The sequence below is a fragment of the Brevundimonas sp. CEF1 genome (genome assembly GCF_051353055.1).
Taxonomy (GTDB): domain Bacteria; phylum Pseudomonadota; class Alphaproteobacteria; order Caulobacterales; family Caulobacteraceae; genus Brevundimonas.
This window is the reverse complement of record NZ_CP195593.1, coordinates 185,707-205,065: the sequence shown is the minus strand read 5'-3', so window position 1 is coordinate 205,065 and position 19,359 is coordinate 185,707. Positions and strand designations below refer to the sequence as shown.

Annotated in this window: 21 protein-coding genes; 9 read left to right on the top strand and 12 right to left on the bottom strand. The window is 69.0% G+C overall.

Annotated features, from left to right (window positions below; all coding sequences use genetic code 11):
• Positions 1-87 precede the first annotated feature (87 nt).
• A complete protein-coding gene (locus tag ACR9FL_RS01020; RefSeq protein ID WP_436356769.1) occupies positions 88-720 on the top strand; it encodes a c-type cytochrome in 633 nt (210 codons plus the stop codon).
• A 200-nt stretch (positions 721-920) separates the two neighbouring features.
• On the opposite strand, the gene ACR9FL_RS01015 is transcribed toward ACR9FL_RS01020, so the two are convergent.
• Both ACR9FL_RS01015 and ACR9FL_RS01010 read right to left on the bottom strand, forming a co-directional pair.
• The gene (locus tag ACR9FL_RS01015; RefSeq protein WP_436356768.1) at positions 921-1,733 is read right to left on the bottom strand and encodes a C40 family peptidase; all 813 of its coding nucleotides are present in this window, start codon (positions 1,731-1,733) and stop codon (positions 921-923) included.
• Between the two features lie 77 nt (positions 1,734-1,810).
• Positions 1,811-3,196 (bottom strand): leucyl aminopeptidase family protein, encoded by a 1,386-nt coding sequence (locus ACR9FL_RS01010; RefSeq protein ID WP_436356767.1) that lies wholly within the window; start codon positions 3,194-3,196, stop codon positions 1,811-1,813.
• Between the two features lie 94 nt (positions 3,197-3,290).
• On the opposite strand from ACR9FL_RS01010, the gene ACR9FL_RS01005 reads away from it, so the two are divergent.
• The 4 genes from ACR9FL_RS01005 to thrS all read left to right on the top strand — a co-directional run bounded on the left by ACR9FL_RS01005 (position 3,291) and on the right by thrS (position 6,898).
• Positions 3,291-4,115 carry a tetratricopeptide repeat protein gene (locus ACR9FL_RS01005; RefSeq protein ID WP_436356766.1) on the top strand — a complete coding sequence of 275 codons (825 nt, stop codon included), beginning with the start codon at positions 3,291-3,293 and terminating at the stop codon, positions 4,113-4,115.
• 45 nt (positions 4,116-4,160) lie between these two features.
• A complete protein-coding gene (locus tag ACR9FL_RS01000) occupies positions 4,161-4,631 on the top strand; it encodes an iron-sulfur cluster assembly scaffold protein (protein WP_436356765.1) in 471 nt (156 codons plus the stop codon).
• An 81-nt stretch (positions 4,632-4,712) separates the two neighbouring features.
• The gene (yidD, locus tag ACR9FL_RS00995; RefSeq protein WP_436356764.1) at positions 4,713-4,961 is read left to right on the top strand and encodes a membrane protein insertion efficiency factor YidD; all 249 of its coding nucleotides are present in this window, start codon (positions 4,713-4,715) and stop codon (positions 4,959-4,961) included.
• Complete coding sequence (gene thrS / locus ACR9FL_RS00990; protein ID WP_436356763.1) at positions 4,958-6,898, top strand: threonine--tRNA ligase; 1,941 nt, start codon at positions 4,958-4,960, stop codon at positions 6,896-6,898. The genes yidD and thrS overlap by 4 nt, the downstream gene beginning before the upstream one ends.
• Before the next feature lie 207 nt (positions 6,899-7,105).
• On the opposite strand, the gene ACR9FL_RS00985 is transcribed toward thrS, so the two are convergent.
• Positions 7,106-7,900, bottom strand: a complete 795-nt coding sequence (locus ACR9FL_RS00985; RefSeq protein WP_436356762.1) for an SDR family oxidoreductase — start codon at positions 7,898-7,900, stop codon at positions 7,106-7,108.
• Positions 7,897-8,190: a 4a-hydroxytetrahydrobiopterin dehydratase gene (locus ACR9FL_RS00980; protein WP_296172495.1), complete on the bottom strand. Its 294-nt coding sequence runs from the start codon at positions 8,188-8,190 to the stop codon at positions 7,897-7,899. Before ACR9FL_RS00980 ends, ACR9FL_RS00985 begins: the two co-directional genes overlap by 4 nt.
• A 294-nt stretch (positions 8,191-8,484) precedes the next feature.
• Between ACR9FL_RS00980 and ACR9FL_RS00975 the strand changes: the two genes are divergently transcribed.
• From ACR9FL_RS00975 to ACR9FL_RS00965, 3 genes are read left to right on the top strand one after another with little or no spacing between them, the layout of a single operon-like run.
• Positions 8,485-9,267, top strand: a complete 783-nt coding sequence (locus ACR9FL_RS00975; RefSeq protein ID WP_296172492.1) for a class I SAM-dependent methyltransferase — start codon at positions 8,485-8,487, stop codon at positions 9,265-9,267.
• Positions 9,255-10,838: a 2-polyprenylphenol 6-hydroxylase gene (gene ubiB, locus ACR9FL_RS00970; protein ID WP_436356761.1), complete on the top strand. Its 1,584-nt coding sequence runs from the start codon at positions 9,255-9,257 to the stop codon at positions 10,836-10,838. The genes ACR9FL_RS00975 and ubiB overlap by 13 nt, the downstream gene beginning before the upstream one ends.
• 23 nt (positions 10,839-10,861) lie before the next feature.
• Complete coding sequence (locus ACR9FL_RS00965; protein ID WP_436356760.1) at positions 10,862-11,350, top strand: hypothetical protein; 489 nt, start codon at positions 10,862-10,864, stop codon at positions 11,348-11,350.
• A gap of 8 nt (positions 11,351-11,358) precedes the next feature.
• Here the strand turns inward: ACR9FL_RS00965 and arfB are convergent, their stop codons facing one another.
• From arfB to ACR9FL_RS00930, 7 genes are all read right to left on the bottom strand, one after another.
• The gene (arfB, locus tag ACR9FL_RS00960; protein WP_296172487.1) at positions 11,359-11,760 is read right to left on the bottom strand and encodes an alternative ribosome rescue aminoacyl-tRNA hydrolase ArfB; all 402 of its coding nucleotides are present in this window, start codon (positions 11,758-11,760) and stop codon (positions 11,359-11,361) included.
• The gene (locus tag ACR9FL_RS00955) at positions 11,757-12,215 is read right to left on the bottom strand and encodes a YaiI/YqxD family protein (RefSeq protein ID WP_436356759.1); all 459 of its coding nucleotides are present in this window, start codon (positions 12,213-12,215) and stop codon (positions 11,757-11,759) included. Before ACR9FL_RS00955 ends, arfB begins: the two co-directional genes overlap by 4 nt.
• A gap of 215 nt (positions 12,216-12,430) precedes the next feature.
• Positions 12,431-13,774, bottom strand: a complete 1,344-nt coding sequence (locus ACR9FL_RS00950) for an amidohydrolase family protein (protein ID WP_436356758.1) — start codon at positions 13,772-13,774, stop codon at positions 12,431-12,433.
• Between the two features lie 3 nt (positions 13,775-13,777).
• Positions 13,778-15,274 carry an amidohydrolase gene (locus ACR9FL_RS00945; protein ID WP_436356757.1) on the bottom strand — a complete coding sequence of 499 codons (1,497 nt, stop codon included), beginning with the start codon at positions 15,272-15,274 and terminating at the stop codon, positions 13,778-13,780.
• Positions 15,275-15,361: 87 nt separating this feature from the next.
• Positions 15,362-15,643, bottom strand: a complete 282-nt coding sequence (locus tag ACR9FL_RS00940; protein WP_436356756.1) for a DUF167 domain-containing protein — start codon at positions 15,641-15,643, stop codon at positions 15,362-15,364.
• Between the two features lie 303 nt (positions 15,644-15,946).
• Complete coding sequence (locus tag ACR9FL_RS00935) at positions 15,947-16,876, bottom strand: electron transfer flavoprotein subunit alpha/FixB family protein (RefSeq protein ID WP_436356755.1); 930 nt, start codon at positions 16,874-16,876, stop codon at positions 15,947-15,949.
• Complete coding sequence (locus tag ACR9FL_RS00930) at positions 16,877-17,641, bottom strand: electron transfer flavoprotein subunit beta/FixA family protein (RefSeq protein WP_296172476.1); 765 nt, start codon at positions 17,639-17,641, stop codon at positions 16,877-16,879. It abuts the gene before it with no gap.
• 124 nt (positions 17,642-17,765) lie between these two features.
• Here ACR9FL_RS00930 and ACR9FL_RS00925 point away from each other — a divergent pair, with 124 nt between their 5' ends.
• Entirely contained in the window at positions 17,766-18,107 is a 342-nt protein-coding gene (locus ACR9FL_RS00925; RefSeq protein WP_296172474.1) for a hypothetical protein, read from the top strand.
• 53 nt (positions 18,108-18,160) lie between these two features.
• On the opposite strand, the gene ACR9FL_RS00920 is transcribed toward ACR9FL_RS00925, so the two are convergent.
• Complete coding sequence (locus ACR9FL_RS00920; RefSeq protein WP_436356754.1) at positions 18,161-19,282, bottom strand: hypothetical protein; 1,122 nt, start codon at positions 19,280-19,282, stop codon at positions 18,161-18,163.
• Between the last annotated feature and the right edge of the window lie 77 nt (positions 19,283-19,359).

The window sequence follows — 19,359 nt, the reverse complement described above, 5'->3', positions numbered from 1 at the left end:
TAGCGTGTCAGAGACGCCGACGCAAGAATATGCCTGAGGCCGCTTCGCGGTTGGGGGGCTCATTAGAGACGGGAAGCGACGACGCGCATGAGCGGCGATCTGAAGTGGAACAAGATTATGGGCGCGTGCCTGGGCACCGCCTTTGTGATCCTGGTGGTCCAGCAGGTTTCGGGCATGGTGTACCACACCAAACAGCCCGAAAAGATGGGCTACTTTGTGGACGCGCCGGAAGAATCCGCCGGCGGTGAAGCCGCCCCTCTGCCGATCGACTGGGGCACGGTCCTGCCGGCCGCCGACCTGGCCGCCGGTGAAGCCGCCTTCGCGCGCTGCCAGGCCTGCCATACGGCCAACACCGGCGGCGCGGACGGCATCGGCCCCAACCTGTTCGGCGTCATCGGCGGCCCCGCCATGCACCGCGCGGGCTTCGCCTATTCGGACGCCATGGCCAAGCACAAGGCCGAGGCCCCGACCTGGGGCTATGACGAGATCGACCACTTCCTGACCGCGCCGGGCCGCTACATCCCGGGCACCAAGATGTCCTTCGCCGGCATCCGCGACGAGAAGACCCGCATCAACCTGATCGCCTGGCTGCGTTCGAACGGCTCGGGCGGCTTCGCCATCCCGGCGCCGGACCCGGCCCGTCAGCCCGGCGCGGCGGCTCCCGCTGCTGACGCCGCTGCGGCCCCGGCCCCGGCCCCGGCGGCGGCGCCCGCCGCCTAGGGGCGACGACAGTCAAATGATTTGGAAAAGGCGGCCTTCGGGTCGCCTTTTCTGCGTTTGGGGAGCTGATCGCGGGATGGGCTGTCATCCCGGAAGCCCGCAGGGCTATCCGGGACCGCAAGACTCGCCGCCGTCTGCGCCTTGGGCGGTCCCGGATCTGCGGCTCGCTCGCGAGCCTTGTCCGGGATGACGGAAGGGAGTCAGACCCGCCGGAACACCGCCGAGGCGTAGCCGTCGGCGGTCAGGCGGGCCTCGACCTCGGCCAGGGACTCGATGACCACGCCGCCGCGCGCGCCGGTCGCGTGGATGACCTGATCGGCGTCGACCATGATGGCCGAATGACCGGTCCAGTCGTCGCCCTCAGGCGCCATCCAGACGACCAGATCGCCACGTTGGGCGGCTTCCCGCACGATGGGACGTCCCAGGTCGGCCTGCCCGGCGGAGCGGCGCGGACCGGGCAGGCCGCAGGCCAGAAGCGCCTGCTGCACCAGACCCGAACAATCGGTCTCGAACGAGGAACGAGCGCCGAGCGCGTGCGGGCGGCCCAGCAGGCGTTCGGCCACGGCCACCGGCTCGCGCTCGAAATCACCGACCGGTTGAAGATCCTGTTCGCTCAGCCCTTCGGCAGCCTCGCCCACCAGGGCGTTCAGCGGCAGGGCGGCGGTCACGGAGGCGACGCGGCGGCTGGCCAGGGGCGCGCCGGGCGAAAGGACGTCCAGCGCCACCCAGCCGACGATCCCGTCGCGGCGGGCGCGGCCCCAAACTCGCGTCTGGCCAGGGGCGCCCTGACGATGCAGCACATCGAAGACCTCGCCGTGCAGCAGTTGGTCGATGCGCTGGCCCGCGTCGGAAACAATGTCCGCCACCGGAACCCGGCAGTGCATGGCCTCAAGCCGCACATAGGCCTCGGCCGGCGTCAGACCTTCCAGCGCCTGTTCGGCCAGCACGATCCGGTCTCCGTCCCGAAGGATCAGAGGCGGGCCGGGCGGGATCAGGTCGAGGGCGTCGGACAATACGAGGACTCGGCGGTTCACGCGGGTAAGTCGTCGGTTCTAAACCCCGAAGCCAAATCGGGCGTTAACAGCCTTGGCTATTTGGCGAATCGGTCGCGCAGATAGCGGTAGCAGGCGCGCAAGCCTTGCGCCTCGCCGCCCTCAGGATGTCCGGGACGCGCGCGCGGGTTCCAGGCGAAGATGTCCATGTGCGCCCACGATCCCGTCGCCGGCGCAAACTTCTGCAGGAAGAGGGCCGCCGTCACAGACCCGGCCTGGGCCCAGGCGGCGGAATCATTTCTGACATCGGCGATCTCGCTGTCCAGCGAGGCGCGATAGCCGGCCCACAGCGGCATGCGCCACAGGGGGTCGCCGACCGCGCGTCCGGCGCTGAGGATGCCCTCGGCCAGGGCCTCATCGTCGGTGTAGAGGGGCGGCAGTTCGGGGCCGAGCGCCATGCGCGCCGCCCCGGTCAGGGTGGCGAAGTCCAGCGTCAGATCGGGCTCATGCTCGCTGGCCCGCGTCAGGACGTCGGCCAGGATCAGGCGGCCCTCGGCGTCGGTATTGCCGATCTCGATGGTCAGGCCCTTGCGACTGTTCAGAATATCGCCGGGGCGGAAGGCGTCGGCGGAGACCGCGTTCTCGACGGCGGCGACCAGGACCACCAGACGCACCGGCAGGTCGGCCTGCATGATCAGACGGCCCAACGCCAGGGCGTGGGCCGAACCGCCCATGTCCTTCTTCATGTTGCGCATCCCGGCGGCGGGCTTGAGGTCCAGACCGCCGGTGTCGAACACCACCCCCTTGCCGACCAGGGCCACCAGCGGCAGGTCGCTCTGGTCCAGCTTCCAGCCAATCTCCAGCACACGTGGCGCGCGGTGCGGGGCGGCGGCGCGACCGACGGCGTGGACGGCGGGATAGTTCTCTTCAAGCAGGGCGTCGCCCGTGGTGACGGTCAGGACCGCGCCTGCCGACTGGGCGATCTCGCGGGCGATGGTCTCGATCTGCAGCGGCCCCATGTCGGCGGCGGGGGTGTCGACCATCTCGCGCGCCAGGGCGGCGGCGGCGGCGATGTTCAGGGTCTCGGCCAGATCGAGGCCCGCAGGCGCGACCAGGCGGGCGCGACCGCGCTCAGGGCGGGCCTTGTAGCGGTCGAACAGATAGCCGCCGAGCGCGAAGGCCAGGGCGGCCTGCTGGGCCGCCTCGCCCTCGACGCCGTCCAGGCGCCAGTCGCCGGCGGGCAGACGGGTCGGCAGCGACCGGGCGCTCATCGGCTCGAAGGTTTCGCCAGCCCCGAACAGGGCCTCAGCCGCCGCGCCGTCGTCGCCGGGAACGATCAGCAGCTGGCCCGCCTTGCCCGTGAAGCTATTCGCCTCAGCCCAGAGGGCCGCCTTGCCGCTCAGCCCCTGCCCGGCCTTGACCACGCGCACCGGGCGGGCGGCGGCCGAAGCGGCGATCAGCAGGTCGGAGTGTGCGACGGACATGGGGCGAGCCTTTCCGGCCCTTAAAGGCCGATTAACCAAACCTTGACCCGGAGGGGCGACCCTGCGGCCGCAGGAAACCGTCCGGACCTTCTCCATGTCGCGCACCGCCGCCGCCGCCGCAACCATGACTCTGGCTATTCTGGGCCTGTCGGGCGCCGCTGTCGCCCAGACCCCTGCCCCAGCCGCCGCCGCCGCGCCCGCGCGCCAGCCCGCCGACGCGGCCGTGCGAGCCAGCTATGACCGCGCCGACGCCCTCAGCCGCTCGGTCTTCTGGTCCGAGCAACAGCAGATCAATCCGATGGACCCGGTCGCCGGGGTCAAGACGGCCCAGGCCCTGCGCGAAATGGGCCAGTTCGATCAGGCCGCCGAGACGGCGCAGGGCGTGCTGACGCTCCAGCCCGCAAACATCGAAGCCATGCTGGAGGTCGGCCGCGCCCACATCGCACGCGGTCAGGCCTTCTATGGCATCGCGGCGCTGGAACAGGCGCGGGCCGCCGCCCCGCGCGACTGGCGGCCCCTGTCGCTGCTGGGCGTGGCCTATCAGCAGGTGCGGCGTCCCGACGACGCCAAGGCGGCCTGGAGCGAGGCCCTGCGCCTGTCGCCCGACAACCCCGACGTCCTGACCAACGCCGCCATCGCCCGCATGGGCGAGGGCGACGCCCCCTCGGCTGAAATCCTGCTGCGCCGCGCCGCCGCCCAGCCGGGCGCGACGCTGAAGGTGCGTCAGAACCTGGCCCTGTCCCTGGGCCTGCAGGGCAAGACCGGCGAGGCCGAACAGATCCTGCGCCGCGACCTGCCCCCGGAAGTGGCCGACGCCAACCTACGCTGGCTGGCGGAGCGGACGGCGGCGGCCACGCCCGTCACGACGGCTGAAACCGGCGGGTCGGCTCGCACCTGGTCCTCGGTTCAGGGCGGCTGAGGCCCCGCTCTTCTCTCCACGGTCCGAAAGCCCTATCTTCATCCCATGATCGACGACCTCTACAGCGCGCGCATCCTGTCGCTGGCGGCCAATCTGCCGCACAGCGGGCGGCTGACCTCGCCTGAGGGGACCGCCGAGCGCGTGGCCAAGCTGTGCGGGTCCAAGGCGACCGTCGATGTCGTGCTGGACGACGAGGGCCGCATCAGCGACTTCGCCCAGGCGGTGAAGGCCTGCGCCCTGGGTCAGGCCGCGGCGGGCGTGGTCGGCGAGAGCATCCTCGGCGCCACGGCCCAAGAAATCGCTGAGGCTAGAGACGCCATGCTGGCCATGCTGAAATCGGGCGGAGAAGGCCCCAAAGGCCGCTTCGAAGCTCTGCGGGTGCTCAAGCAGGTCGCCGACTATCCGGCGCGTCACGCCTCGACCATGGTGGCGCTGGAAGCCACGCTCGACGCGGTGAACCAGGCCCTCGCGAAGCACCACAGCGATACGCGAACTCGCCTCGCCGGCGCGGCCTGAAGGCTTCGTCCGGTTGATCCCCCTGTCATGAAGAGGGATAAGCGGCGCGAACCCGAAACAGAGCCCCCGGCGAAGGGACAGATGTCTCTCTACGAACGCAGCGTCCGCGCGGCCCATCGGGGCTATAAGGTGACGCTGTCCCCCTTCTTCGGCCAGTCGTGCCGGTTTCTGCCGACCTGTTCGGACTATGGGCGCGACGCCCTGCTCCAGCACGGTCCGGTTCGGGGGGGATGGCTCACCGTGCGCCGTCTCTGTAAATGCCATCCCTTCGGCGGTTCGGGCTATGATCCCGTGCCGCCCGCCAAGTCTGAAAAAGAACGACCGTCATGATCGAACTGAAATTCCCCGACGGCGCCGTGCGTCAGTATCCGGCCGGCTCGACGGGCCGCGACGTGGCCGCCGCCATCTCGCCCTCCCTGGCCAAGAAGGCGGCCCTGGTCGTCTGGAACGGCGAGCAGCGCGACCTGGACCGCGTCATCGACGGCGACGGCGACTTCCGCCTGCTGATGCGCGACGATCCCGAGGCGCTGGAAACCATCCGCCACGACGCCGCCCACGTGCTGGCCCAGGCGGTGCAGGAGCTCTTCCCCGGCACCCAGGTCACGATCGGCCCGGCCATCGAGGATGGCTTCTATTACGATTTCGCCCGCGACGAGCCCTTCTCGACCGACGACTTCGCCAGGATCGAAAAGAGGATGGGCGAGATCATCGACCGGGGCGCCCCGCTGGAACGTCAGGTCTGGGACCGCGACGAAGCCATCGCCCACTTCGAGAAGATCGGCGAGACCTACAAGGCCGAACTGATCCGCGACCTGCCGGGAACGGAGACCATCACCGTCTACAAGCAGGGCGAATGGGCCGACCTGTGCCGCGGACCGCACTTCCCGACCACGAAGTTCGTCGGCAAGGCCTTCAAGCTGACCAAGCTGGCCGGCGCCTATTGGCGCGGGGACTCGAACCGCGCCCAGTTGCAGCGCATCTACGGCACCGCCTGGGCGACCAAGGAGGACCTGGACGCCTATCTGCTGCGCATCGAAGAGGCCGAGAAGCGCGACCACCGCAAGCTGGGTCGCGCCATGGAGCTCTTCCACATGCAGGAAGAGGGCCGCGGCATGGTCTTCTGGCACCCCAAGGGTTGGGTCCTGTGGCGCGTGCTGGAGGCCTATATGCGCCGCCGCCTGGACGCCGCCGGCTATGTCGAGGTCAAGACGCCGCAGGTTCTGGACCGCAAGTTCTGGGAGGCCTCGGGCCACTGGGAAAAATACCGTCCCAACATGTTCGTCTGCGAGACGGTGGAGGGCGAGACCCTTTCCCTGAAGCCGATGAACTGCCCCGGCCACGTGCAGATCTTCGATCAGGGCCAGCGTTCCTATCGTGAACTGCCGCTGCGCATGGCCGAGTTCGGCGCCTGCCACCGCTATGAGCCGTCGGGTTCGCTGCACGGCCTGATGCGCGTGCGCGGCTTCACCCAGGACGACGCCCACATCTTCTGCCGCGAAGACCAGATCGTCGACGAGACGGCCGAGTTCATCAAGCTGGCCCAGTCGGTCCACGCCGACCTCGGCATGGAAACCGCCTACATCAACCTGGCCACCCGTCCCGACGTGCGCGCCGGGTCCGATGAGTTCTGGGACAAGGCCGAGGCCCAGATGGCCGAAGCCGCCCGCCACGCCGGGGTCGATGTGGTCATCGCCGAGGGCGACGGCGCCTTCTACGCGCCCAAGCTGGACTTCATCGTCAAGGACGCCATCGGCCGCGAATGGACCTGCGGCACGATCCAGCTGGACTATGTCCTGCCCGACCGTTTGGACGCGACCTACATCGCCGAGGACGGCCAGAAGCACCGCCCGGTCATGCTGCACCGCGCGATCCTGGGCTCGTTCGAGCGCTTCATCGGCATCATGATCGAGAACTACGCCGGGGCCTTCCCGCTGTGGCTGGCGCCGACCCAGGCCGTGGTGGCCACCATCACCTCGGACGCCGACGGCTATGCCGAAGAAGTGGTCGCCAAGTTCCGCGCCGCGGGCCTGCGCACCGAAATCGATCTGCGCAACGAGAAGATCAACTACAAGATCCGCGAGCACTCGGTCGGCAAGGTGCCCGCCATCGCCGTCGTCGGCCGCAAGGAGGCCGAGGAAGGCAAGGTCGCCATCCGCCGCCTGGGCAGCCAGGCCCAGACCATCGTCACCGTCGAGGAGGCGATCGCCATCCTGACCGACGAGGCCCTGGCCCCCGACCTGAAACGTCTGCGCGACGGTCAGGCCTGAATATGAGAACGCCCCGGTCGAAAGGCCGGGGCGTTTTTCTTTATGGCCTTTCCTCCCCACTCAGTGGGGAGGGGGACCGCGAAGCGGTGGAGGGGGCGACGCGACGCCTGACTTTCTCGACTTATGCGGACAAGACGGCGCCGCCCCCTCCGTCTCGGCCGCTGCGCGGCCGATCCACCTCCCCATGGAATGGGGAGGAAAAACGGATCACTGCGCCGTCATGCCCCCGTCAATCTTGAACTCAGCCCCCGTCACGAACTTGGACTCGTCCGAGGCCAGGTAGAGGACGCACCAGGCCACGTCGTCAGGCTCGCCGATGCGCTTCAGGGGGATGCCGCGCGCCAGCCTTTCATGCGCCGTCGTCTCGTCGCCGCCGGCCATGGCGACGAAGGGGTCGAGGATCGGCGTCTTGATGAAGACCGGGTGGACCGAGTTGGCGCGCACGTTCCAGCCGGCCTTGGCCGCCTCCAGCGCCACGGTCTTGGTGTAGAGCCAGACCGCCGCCTTGGTGGCGTTGTAGGCCCCCATGCCCGGCGCCGCCGCCAGCCCCGCGATCGAGGAGATGTTGACGATCGAGCCGGCGCCAGAGGCCCGCAGATGGGGCATGGCGTGCTTGCAGCCCAGCATGACGGACTCGATGTTGACCGCCTGAACCAGCCGCCAGTTCTCCAGCGTGTCCTGTTCGGCCCAGGCCAGCGAACCGCCGATGCCGGCGTTGTTCACCAGGATGGACAGACCGCCCATGTCCTCGGCGGCGGCGGCGACGACGCGGACCCAGTCGTCCTCGCGCGTCACGTCGTGCTCATAGGCGAAGGCGGAACCCGGATGCTCGGCGTTGATGGCCTCGGCCAAGGCCCGCGCGCCGTTCAGGTCGCGGTCGGAGACGGCGACCCTGCCCCCTTCGCGCACCAGCATCCGCGCCATGGCCTGACCCAGACCGCCCGCCGCCCCGGTGATCAGAGCGGCCTTGCCGGCGACGCGTCCCAGACGAGGGGCCGTCACTCGACCTGGCCTTTGACGGCCTCGTCGATGAAGCGGGCCATCGCAACATCTCTTTCAGTCACGCCGCCCGCGTCATGGGTGGTCAGCAGGACTTCGACCCGGTTGTAGACGTTCGACCATTCGGGGTGGTGGTCCGCCTTGTCCGCCAGCAGGGCCACGCGGGTCATGAAGCCAAAGGCGGCGTTGAAGTCAGCGAACTTCAGCGAGCGCGCGATGGCCGGGCGCGGGTCGTCGGCGCGGCGCCAGTCGGGCAGGCCCTGAAGCACGGCGTTGACGTCGAGGGCGGTCATGGGCGTCTCCTTGGTTTTGTTCAGGCGTATCGCGCCCCCGCGAGAGCGACAAGCCGTGAGGGTAGCCGCGCGCGCCATTCTCCCTTCCCCTCAAGGGGGAAGGGCGGGGATGGGTGTGGGCGTCTAGGTCGAAAATGTGGAGCAGGAGGCGGCGCGGCCCATGTCTCCTGTGCCTGAGCGGCCAGACTGCGGCCTCACCCCACCCACCCCTCCCCCCTCGAGGGGGAGGGCTTTCAAAGGGCTGCGACGCTTCCCCGGATGACGCCGCGCGCGCGAGGCGTTACACCCCCTGTCATGACCCAGGCCGATCCCTCCCCCTCCTCCGGCAAGACCTCCTCCTTTGGCTTCCGCGACGTGGACGCGAAGGAAAAGGTCCAGATGGTGCGCGGCGTCTTCAACTCCGTCGCCTCCAACTACGACCTGATGAACGACTTGATGAGTGCAGGCGTCCACCGTCTGTGGAAGGACGCCACGGCGGCCAAGCTGAACGCCCGCCCCGGCGAGGTCATCCTCGACATGGCCGGCGGCACCGGCGACATGGCGCGGCGCTATTCCAAGATGGCGCGCGCGGCGCAACAGCGTCGCGGCGGCGAGGACGCCACCGTCATCGTCATGGACTACAACGCCGAGATGATCCTGAACGGCGTGGCCAAGGGCGGCGAGCCGGAGATGGCCTGGGGCGTCGGCGACGCCATGAACCTGCCCTTCCCCGACGCCTGCCTGGACGCCTATTCGATCAGCTTCGGCATCCGCAACGTGTCCGACGTGGCGGGCGCCCTGAAGGAGGCGCGGCGCGCGCTGAAGCCGGGCGGGCGTTTCATCTGCCTGGAGTTCTCGCACCCCACGACCAGCGCCCTGCGCAAGGCCTATGACGCCTGGTCCTTCCACGCCATTCCGCGCATCGGCGAATGGGTCGCCAAGGATCGCGACAGCTATCAGTATCTGGTCGAGAGCATCCGTCGCTTCCCCGATCAGGCCACCTTCAAGCGGATGATCGAGGACGCCGGTTTCAGCCGCGTCAGCGTCACAAACCTGTCGGGCGGCATTGCCGCCATCCACCACGGGTGGGCGATCTGAGCCGGCTGTCCGTCAAGACCCCGCCGCCCGCGCCGAGCCCGGAACCCGTCCGCGATCCGCTGGGCGCGACGCTGCGCCTGATCGGCTGGGGCTGGGTGCTGGCGCGTCACGACGCCCTGATCCCGCGCGAGGTCAATCCGCTGCTGCCCGCCTGGACGCGGCCCTTCGCCCAGTTGGTCCAGGCCTTCGCCAGCCGCAAGCACCGCGCCGGTCGCCCCGGCCAGCGCGTGGGTCAGGCCTTCGAGCACCTCGGCCCCGTGGCCATCAAGCTGGGTCAGGTTCTGGCCACCCGCGCCGACATCTTCGGCATCCAGTTCGCCCAGGACCTGGGCCGACTGAAGGACAAGCTGCCGCCCTTCCCGCTGGACGAGGCCCGCGCCGAAATCGAGCGCTCGCTGGGCCGCCCGGTCGAGAGCCTGTTCCGCGATCTGGGCCAGCCCGTCGCCGCCGCCTCCCTGGCCCAGGCCCATCCGGCCTATCTGGCTGACGGGCGCAAGGTGGCGGTCAAGGTGCTGCGTCCCGGCGTCGAGCGCCGCGTGGCGCGTGGTCTGGATTCCATGCGTCTGGGCGCCAAGCTGGTGCAGAAGTTCGTCGAGCCCGCCCGACGGCTGGAGCCGCAGGCCTTCGTCGAGATCATCGCCCGCGCCCTGTCGCTGGAGCTGGACATGAGGCTGGAGGCGGCCGCCGCCTCGGAACTGGCTGAAGTCATGGCCAAGGACGGCTATATGTCGGCCCCCGCCATCGTCTGGGACGGCGTCGGCAAGCGGGTGCTGACGCTGGAATGGGCGCCGGGCTTGCCCATGACCGATCCGGCGCTGGAAACCCTGCCCGGCCTCGACAAGGACGCCCTGGCCGACAAGGTGGTGCGCGCCTTCCTGATCCAGGCCCTGGACCACGGCGTCTTCCATGCCGACCTGCACGAGGGCAATCTGTTCGCCGACGCCCCGGCCGAACTGACCGCCATCGACTTCGGCATCGTCGGACGCCTGGGCCCGGCCGAGCGGCGCTACCTGGCCGAGATCCTGTGGGGCTTCATCAGCCGCGACTACGATCGCATCAGCCGCGTCCATTTCGAGGCCGGATACGTGCCGCCGCACCACTCGGTCGACACCTTCGCCCAGGCCCTGCGCGCCGTCGGCGAGCCGGTCATCGGACGGCAGGCCAGCCAGGTGTCGATGGGCCGTCTGCTGGGCCAGCTGTTCGAGATCACCGCCCTGTTCGACATGCATATGCGCCCCGAACTGGTGCTGCTGCAAAAGACCATGGTTTCGGTCGAGGGGGTCGCGCGCCGCCTCAACCCCGACCACGACCTGTGGGCGGCCGCCAAGCCCGTGGTCGAGCGCTGGATCAAGCGCGAACTGGGTCCCCAGGCCCAGATCAGGGAGACGGTGGAAGAAGCCATCGCCACGCTGAAGGCTCTGTCGCATCTGGCGCAGAACCCGCCGCAATCTCAGACGTTAGTGATCGAGAAGGCCGGAACGCGGCCCTGGGTGGTCGCCGCCGTCACCGTTGCGGTTTGTGCGTCGACGGCCGCCTTGGTCCTGACACTCTGGCCGATGATCGTCGCCTGACGTTTCTTCGGAGCCTGCCACCTATGAAGACCCCGATCCTCGCCGCCGTGCTGGGCGCCAGCCTGCTGGCCCTGCCCGTCGCGGCCCAGACGACGACCGCGCCCGCCCCGGCCGGCGCCGCCGCCGCCACCCTGCCCAACGCCTTCGAGGAGGCCCCCGCCGCCGCGCCGACCCGGCGCGCGGCCGTCCCCCCGGCGCCGACAAGCGTGGCGCCGGACATCGCCCGGTCGGAGACCGCGTTGCGGGCCGCCATCGCCTCGCTGACGTCCGACCCTATCGACTATTCGGCGTTCAGCGAGGACCTGGCGACGCAGATTCGCGGCAAGGCCGAAGAGATCACGCCGCTGATCCGTCAGTTCGGGCCGCTCAAAACCGTCGAACATCGCGGTCAACAGGACGGCGCCGACCTGTTCCGCGTGGTGTTTGAGAAACAGGCCACCGACTGGGTCATCGCCTTCAATGACGAGGATCAGATCGCGGCCCTGCTGTTCCGTCCCGGCAGCGGCGACTGACGCCCAACCTAGTCCAGCGACGGCTTGCCGCGTCCGCTCTTGATGGTCGAGCGGGTGGACTTGGCCTGAAGCCGCCGCTCCTTGGACGCCCGCGTCGGTCGGGTCGGGACGCGATACACCGGCTTGATCGAGGCCTCGGCCACCATCTCCTCCAGCCGCGCGATGGCGTCGGCGCGGTTGCGCTCCTGGGTGCGGAAACGGACCGCCGTGATCTGGATGACCCCCTCCAGCGTCAGGCGACTGCCCGCCAGCTTCATCAGCCGCGCCTTGACCGGCTCGGTCAGGCTCGGCGAGTTCTTGACGTCGAAGCGCATCTGCAGGGCGGTGGCGACCTTGTTGACGTTCTGGCCGCCCGGCCCGCCGGAGCGGAAGAAGCGGAACTCCAGCTCATCCTCGGGAATGCGGCTCAACTGGCAACCTTCCGTGCACGGACGACCGCTGTGTCCAGGGCCTGGAGGAAGCGTGAGCGGTCGGCGTTGGAGAAGGGCGGCGGGCCGCTGGTGGCCACGCCGATGGAGCGCAGATGCTCGCCCACCATGCGTCCGGCCAGGGCCGAGCCGATGGATTCGGGGGTAAAGGGCTGACCGTTCGACTTCAGCGCCTGGGCCCCGGATTTCAGACAGCGATCGGCCAGGGGAATGTCGGCGGTGATGACGATGTCGCCGGTCACAGCCCTCTCGGCGATCCAGTCGTCGGCCACGTCGGGCCCGGCGTCGACCACCACCTGTTCGATCAGGGGTTCGCGCGGGACGTTGATCCAGGCGTTCGACACCACGAAGACCTTGAGCCCGTAGCGGCGGGCCACGCGATAGACCTCCTCCTTCACGGGGCAGGCGTCAGCGTCGATGTAGAGGGTGGTGGGCATAGGGGTCTTATGACGTGTCGCGCTGGCGGCGAGAAGGTGGCTCGCGCAGCGAGACGGATGAGGGGTCTCGCCTGCCCCTCGCTTCACGCCCAAAGAAAGCGCCGCGACCTTTCGATCGCGGCGCTGACACCCCTCATCCGAGCGCCTGCGGCGCCCACCTTCTCCCACAAGGGGAGAAGGATCTAGCGCGCTAACGCCTTCGGCTGCTTGAGCGCCTACTGCGGATAGGCGACCGGCATGGCCCCTTCGCCGCCGGTGCGATAGCGGTCGCGCAGCAGCAGGTTGCGGGCTTGCAGCGGCTGCTCCACCCCGTCGATGAAGACGGCCGAGGGCTGGCTCAGCGGCTCCAGCGGATCGCCGGACCAGACCACGACGTCGCCCGCCGCGCCCGGTTTGAGCTCGCCGAACTGACCGTCGAAGCCGAAGATGCGGGCCGGGTTGACCGTGATCGCCTGAATGGCCGCCGCAAAGGGTAGGCCGTGCGAGACGGCGTTGCCGGCGTTGTAGCGGATGTCGCGGGCGCGGTGGGTCGAGCCCTCATTGCCCTTGATGGCGATGACCACGCCCGCCGCGTTCAGCGCCGCCGCATTCTGCATCCGCGCCGCCCGCATCTCGAAATTGCCGGGCAGGTTGCTGATCGGGTGCAGCAGGACCGGGACCTTGGCCGCTGCGATCTCGTCGGCGACCAGCCAGCCCTCGGCGGCGCCGTCGAGGATGACCTTGACGCCTACCTCGCGGGCCAGACGCAGGACCTGCTGGATGTCCGAGGCGCGGTTGACGCTGACGATCAGCGGCATGGAGCCGTTGGCGACGGGGATCAGGGCCTCGAGGTCGGCGCGCGACAGCGACAGGTCGCGAAGCGCGGCACGGTCATAGGCGGCCTTGTTGCGAGCGTAGAGGCGGACCTCGGCCAGGGTTTCCTTGAACAGGACGAACTCGGCCCCGCGCGCGCCGCCGGCGACGCCTTTGCCGGCCTCGCCAAAGGGGGCGACCATGGCCACGCGCGGCTTCACCAGAATATCGGCGCCGCCCAGCTTGATGACCGCCGCCTGACCGGCGAACAGGCCCGGCGACTGGAAGCCGCCGTGACCGGCGCCGGCGAAGTCGCTGTCGTCATGGCTGTGGCCGCCGCCCGAGCCTGCGTGCTGGGGCGTGACCACGGCGCGGGTGACGCCGCCGAGGCGGGCGACCGGCAGGGTGAAGGACCAGGGGTCCAGGCCATAGGACAGGTCGAAGGCGGCGCTCAGGGTGTTGGCGTTGTTCGACAGGTCGTTGGAGCCGCGCACCGAACCGACTTCCGAACCGCCGAGGCCGGAATCGACCGCGACGAAGCCGGGGGTGACGATCTTGCCGCGCGCGTCGATGGTCGGCAGCCCGGCCGGCGCCGCGCCGGTTCCGACCGAGACGACCCGGCCGTTACGCACGACGACCGTGCCGTTCTCGATCACCGAGGTTCCGGTCAGGACGCGGCCGCCGGTGATGGCGACGTCTTGCGCCGCTGCGGGGCCGACGAGGGCGAGGGCTGCAACGGCGCCTGCAAGAAAGGTTTGGATACGCATGGTTCAGCGAGCTCCCTGGGCGACGCCGGCGGCGGCTTGGCCGAAGCCGGGCTGACCCAGTTCGAAATCGGATACGGGCTGGTAGGCGGGGTTGGACCGGTCAAAGGCCAGACCGCCGTCGATGAAGACCTGATCGGCGCGGGCGTAGATCGAGAAGGGATCGGCGCTCCAGATCACCACGTCGGCGCGTTTGCCGGGCTCCAGCGAACCGGTCTCCTTGTCGATGCCGATCGAACGGGCGGCGTTCAGGGTGATCCAGCTGATGGCGTGTTCTTCGGAGATGTTCATCCCGGCGCGGCGGCCGGCCGACAGGGCGGCGGCGGCTTCCTGATTGAGGCGCTGGGTCAGTTCGGCGTCGTCGGAGTGGATGACGGCGCACGAGCCTTCGGGCGCGTCGGTCAGGGCGGCGTTCTCCTCGATGCCGTCCAGGGCCTCCATCTTGAAGCCCCACCAGCCGGTCCACATGGCGGCGCAGACGCCTTCGCGGGCCAGCAGGGGCGCGATCTTGTAGGCCTCGACCGCGTGGTGGAAAGTGGTGACCTTGTAGCCGAACTCCTTGGCCACATCGAGCATGACCGCCATCTCGTCGGCGCGGTAGCAATGGTTCTGGACCAGGATCGAGCCGTCCAGCACGCCGGCGAGCGTCTCAAGCTGCAAGTTGCGGGTCGGGGGCGTGCCCTGGCCGTCCTCGCGCCACTTGTCCCATTTGGCCTTGTAGTCGCGGGCGGCGATGAAGGCGGCGCGATAGCCGGCGACATTGCCCATGCCGGTGGCCGGCGAGGTGTTGCGGCCGCCGTAGACGCGCGAAGGGTTCTCGCCGCAGGCCATCTTCAGGCCATAGGGGGCGTTCGGGAACTTCATCCCCTGCATGGTGACGGAGGGGACGTTGCGCACCGTCACGCCGCGACCGCCGAACAGGTTGGCCGAGCCGGGCAGGATCTGGAGCGTGGTCACGCCGCCGGCGCGGGCGGTGTTGAAGCCGGGGTCCTGCGGCCAGATCGAATGCTCGGCCCAGACCTGGGCCGTGTTCGGGTTGGTGGCCTCGTTGCCGTCGCTCATGCCCTGAACGCCGGGCGAGGGATAGACGCCCAGGTGGCTGTGGATGTCGATGACGCCGGGCGTGACGTAGCGGCCGCGCGCGTCGACCACCTTGTGGCCCGCCGGGACCGGGGTGTCGGCGCCGCCGACCGCGGCGATGCGGCCGTCGGTGACGATGACGACGCCGCCTTCGATCTTCTGACCCGTGCCGGTCAGGACCGTGGCGCCGACCAGGGCCAGGTTCTCACGCGGCAGGCCGCGATAGGTCGAGGGATAGGGGTCGGTGTTGGCCCAGCCGTCCAGGCCCGGGGCCATGGTGCGGTCCTTGGACGTGGGCGCGGCGGCGGCCGTCTCGGTCTTGGACTTTGCATCGCCGGTCGAGGCGCAGGCCGACAGGGCCAGGGCGCCGAGCGCGCAGGTGAGGACAGCGAGGCTCGGGCCTCGCAGACGGTTAAGCAACATGAGCGAGACCCCCTCGCGCCCGCATACGACGGGCTGACAATGGGACGGCATACAAAGGGGCTTCCGTCGCGCCGTAAAGGGGAATTGTCAGGCGCCGGACAGTCGGTCGCGGACCTCGGCGTCGCTCAGGCCCTCGACCTCGATCATCTTCAGCCGCGACTGGCCGCCGCGCGCCAGGGTCACCGCGCGCTTGGGCAGGCCCAGGGCCTTGGCGAGGAATGCTGTCAGGGCGGCGTTGGCCTCGCCCTCGACCGGCTGGGCCCGCACCCGGACCTTGAGCACTGGCCGCCCGTCGGGATCGACGTCCCAACCGTCGAAGCGGTCGGCGGCGGCGCGGGGCGTCAGCTTGATGGCGAGGCGGGCGGTCATGCAGCCTGTTTGGCCCAACTGCGCGCCTGCTCCAAGGCTCCGTCATTCTCTGGCAAGCCGCGCAGCGGCGCCGACCGGGGAACCCCGCGGCGCCCGCAGGGCGACCCGAAGGGCAGCGCGTAGCAGCCAAAACCCACGCGCCGCGCTTGCTGAAAGATCGCCTTCGGCGCCGCTGGGTCCCCCGGTCTCGCTCCGCTCGCCGGAGGATGACGAAAGGGGGGATGCGTCGTCCATACGGCCCAAAGAAAACGCGCCGGACGGTTTCCCATCCGGCGCGCTTCGATGTTCAGCTTGTGACTGCCCTTAACCGAGGGCGGCCATCAGCTCCGGCACGGCGGTCTTGTAGTCGGCGACCAGGCCATAGTCGGCGATCTGGAAGATCGGGGCGTCGGCGTCCTTGTTGATGGCGACGATGACCTTGGAGTCCTTCATGCCGGCCAGGTGCTGGATGGCGCCCGAGATGCCGATGGCGATGTAGAGGGCCGGGGCCACGACCTTGCCTGTCTGACCCACCTGATAGTCGTTGGGGGCGTAGCCCGCATCGACGGCGGCGCGCGAGGCGCCGATGGCGGCGCCCAGCTTGTCGGCCAGGGGCTCCATGACGGCGTGGAACTCCTCGGCCGAACCCAGGGCGCGGCCGCCCGAGACGATGATCTTGGCGGCGCCCAGTTCGGGGCGGTCCGACTTGACCATTTCCTCGGAGACGAAGGCGGTCTTGGGCGCTTCGCCGGCGGCGACGCTCTCGACCGAGGCCGAACCGCCCTCAGCGGCGGCGGCGAAGGCCGTCGGGCGCACGGTGATGACCTTCTTGGCGTCGGCCGACTGGACCGTCTCCAACGCATTGCCCGCATAGATCGGACGCACGAAGGTATCGGCCGAGACGACCTCGACGATGTCCGAGATCGGCGCCGTGTCCAGCTTGGCGGCGATGCGCGGGGCGAAGTTCTTACCGTCGGTGTTGGCCGGGGTCAGGATGGCGTCGTAGTTCCCGGCCAGGGGCAGGACGGTGGCTTCGACGGCCTCGGCCAGACCGTGAGCGACGGCGTCACCCTCGGCCAGCAGGACCTTGCGCACGCCCGAGATCTTGGCGGCGGCGTCGGCCACGCCCTTGGCGTTCTTGCCCAGGACCAGGACATCCACGTCCGACGACAGGGCCAGGGCGGCCGTCACGGTCTTGTGGGTGGTGTCGCGAACGACCGAACCGTCGTGGTCGGCGATGACGAGAACGGCCATTTACAGAACCCCTGCGTCTTTGAGCTTGGAAACCAGTTCGGCCGCGTCGGCGACCTTGACGCCCGCCGAACGCTTCGGCGGCTCCGTCACCTTCAGGACCTTGAGGCGATCCGCGACATCGACGCCATAGTCGGCGACCGCCTTCATCGCGATCTCCTTCTTCTTGGCCTTCATGATGTTGGGCAGCGACGCATAGCGCGGCGTGTTCAAGCGCAGGTCGACCGAGACCACGGCGGGCAGTTCGGCCGCCACGGTCTGCAGACCGCCATCGACTTCACGCGTCACCACGGCCTTGCCGCCTTCGATCGCCAGCTTGCCGGCGAAGGTGGCTTGCGGCCAGTCCAGCAGGGCGGCCAGCATCTGACCCACGGCGTTGTTGTCGCCGTCGATCGACTGCTTGCCCAGCAGGACCAGGTCCGGCTTCTCTTCGTCCACGACCGCCTTCAGCAGCTTGGCGACGGCCAGGGGCTCCAGGTCCGTGTCGGACTGGATCAGGACGCCGCGATCGGCGCCCATGGCCAGGGCCGTGCGCAGGGTTTCCTGGGCCTGGGTCACGCCGATGGAGACGACGACGATTTCCGTCGCCGTGCCCGCGGCATGGTGTTCCTTGCCTTCCTTCAGGCGCACGGCCTCTTCGACGGCGATCTCGTCGAAGGGGTTCATGCTCATCTTGACGTTGGCCAGATCCACACCGGTCTGGTCCGCCTTGACGCGGGCCTTGACGTTGCTGTCGATCACCCGTTTCACCGGGACGAGTACCTTCATGAGCCTATCCACTTGGTCATCGAAATATGGCCCGAGGGATTGGACCGACGAAACCGGCCTGTCAACGTAACGCTACGTGAACTGCGGTCGTGTCGCGGGCGCATTTTTCATCTATGAGACCTGCATGAAACGCTTTCTGACGATCCGCCGCCTCAGCGTCCTGTTCTTCGGCATCTTCGGCCTGATGATCGCGGGCGTCTTTGTGTTCCAGCGCTACTGGATGGAGCCCGGCGAACGCTGCGAGGCCCAGGGCAAGTGGTACGACATCGAAAGCCGCATCTGCGCCCAGCCCATCTCCATCGCCGAGATCACCGGCCGCCCCATCGGCGTGACCCGCGCCCAGGCCTCGGCCGAGAAGAACAAGGAGCTGGTCGAGATCGAGGATCAGCTGAACGCCGAGAAGCGCGCGCGCGCCGCGGCGACCGAGGCGGAACGCGCGCGGGTCGCCGCCCTGCAGCAAAGATAGGCGGCCGTCGTCCCCTCCCCCCTTGAGCAGGGATGGGCGCCCGGCCGCCCTTCTCAGGCCGCGTCGCGCGGGTCGTAGGCGTCGACTTCCCGCCCCATCAGGCCCGTCTCGAAATCCATGAAGATGTCGATCAACTCGTCGACCCCGACCGGCGGCGCCTTGGGACCAAATCGAAAGCGCCAGAAGCTGACGATGTGCTGCACCGCGCCCAGTTGGTCGCCCAGCCGCGCGAACAGGGCCGGCGCCTCCAGCAGAAAGTCGCGGAAGGCCAGAGGCTTGCCGTCGCGCGTCAGCCCGGCGTAGGCGTCGTCATAATAGCGCAGGGTGCGGCTGACCTCGTCGCAGGTCTTCATGATCCGCCCGCGCAGGACGCTGCGGCCACGCTCGATATATTCCTTGGCGGCGCGGTCGCTGGGACCGACGGGCCGAACCGAGCCCACCTCGTCGGCGACGACCACGATGTCGTTCATCAGGCTGGCCAGGGCCCACTTGTAGTAGAGGAAGCCCTTCCAGCAGAAGACGCCCTCCTGATACTGCTCCGGTTCCAGCCGCAGAGTGGCGCGCAGGGCCTCCAGCCGGTCGCCCGGCGCGTTGGACAGGATTTTGGTCGCCATGCGCGCGGTCGAGCCGACCGCCGCCACGTCCCCGCCCATGCTGAGCGTGACCAGGGGCTCGATCTCCTTCTGGACGAAGGCCAGCATCTTTTCGAGATCGGCCTCGCTAAGGGCGAAATAGCAGGGCGCCGCGTCGACCTCGCCGCGCCGCAGCTGCTCGCGCAGCAGGAAGGGGTCCAGCGACGGCAGCTGGTCCATCAGCCGCAGGGTCTTCAGATCGGGGTGGTCGGGGGCGATGCCGAACGCCTCCTGCATGGCGCGCTCGAAGCCGATCTGGTTGACGAAGACGAAACGCCCACCGGTCTTCAGGTCGGTGCTGTCGATGGGCACCACCACCTTGGTCGCCACCTGACGGCGACCGGGAAAGGAATCCGTCTCGTTGCGGCGCAGGCGGTGCTTGATGATCAGGGAGGTGTTCAGCGCCGGCGTGCGGAACATGGGGCGCTCATGCCAGTCGTCGGTCTCTCCGTGCTCGTCATAGACCTTGAGCAGGTTCAGCACCCGCGCGGTCGAGGCGCTGCGACGCAGATGTTCCAGGTTTCGAACGGCGCGATCAGTCATGCCGACGAGCTTGCCCGCAAAACATGACTAACGGCTTAGCTGACAAAGAAAGAGGGCCGCCTCGGTCGAGACGGCCC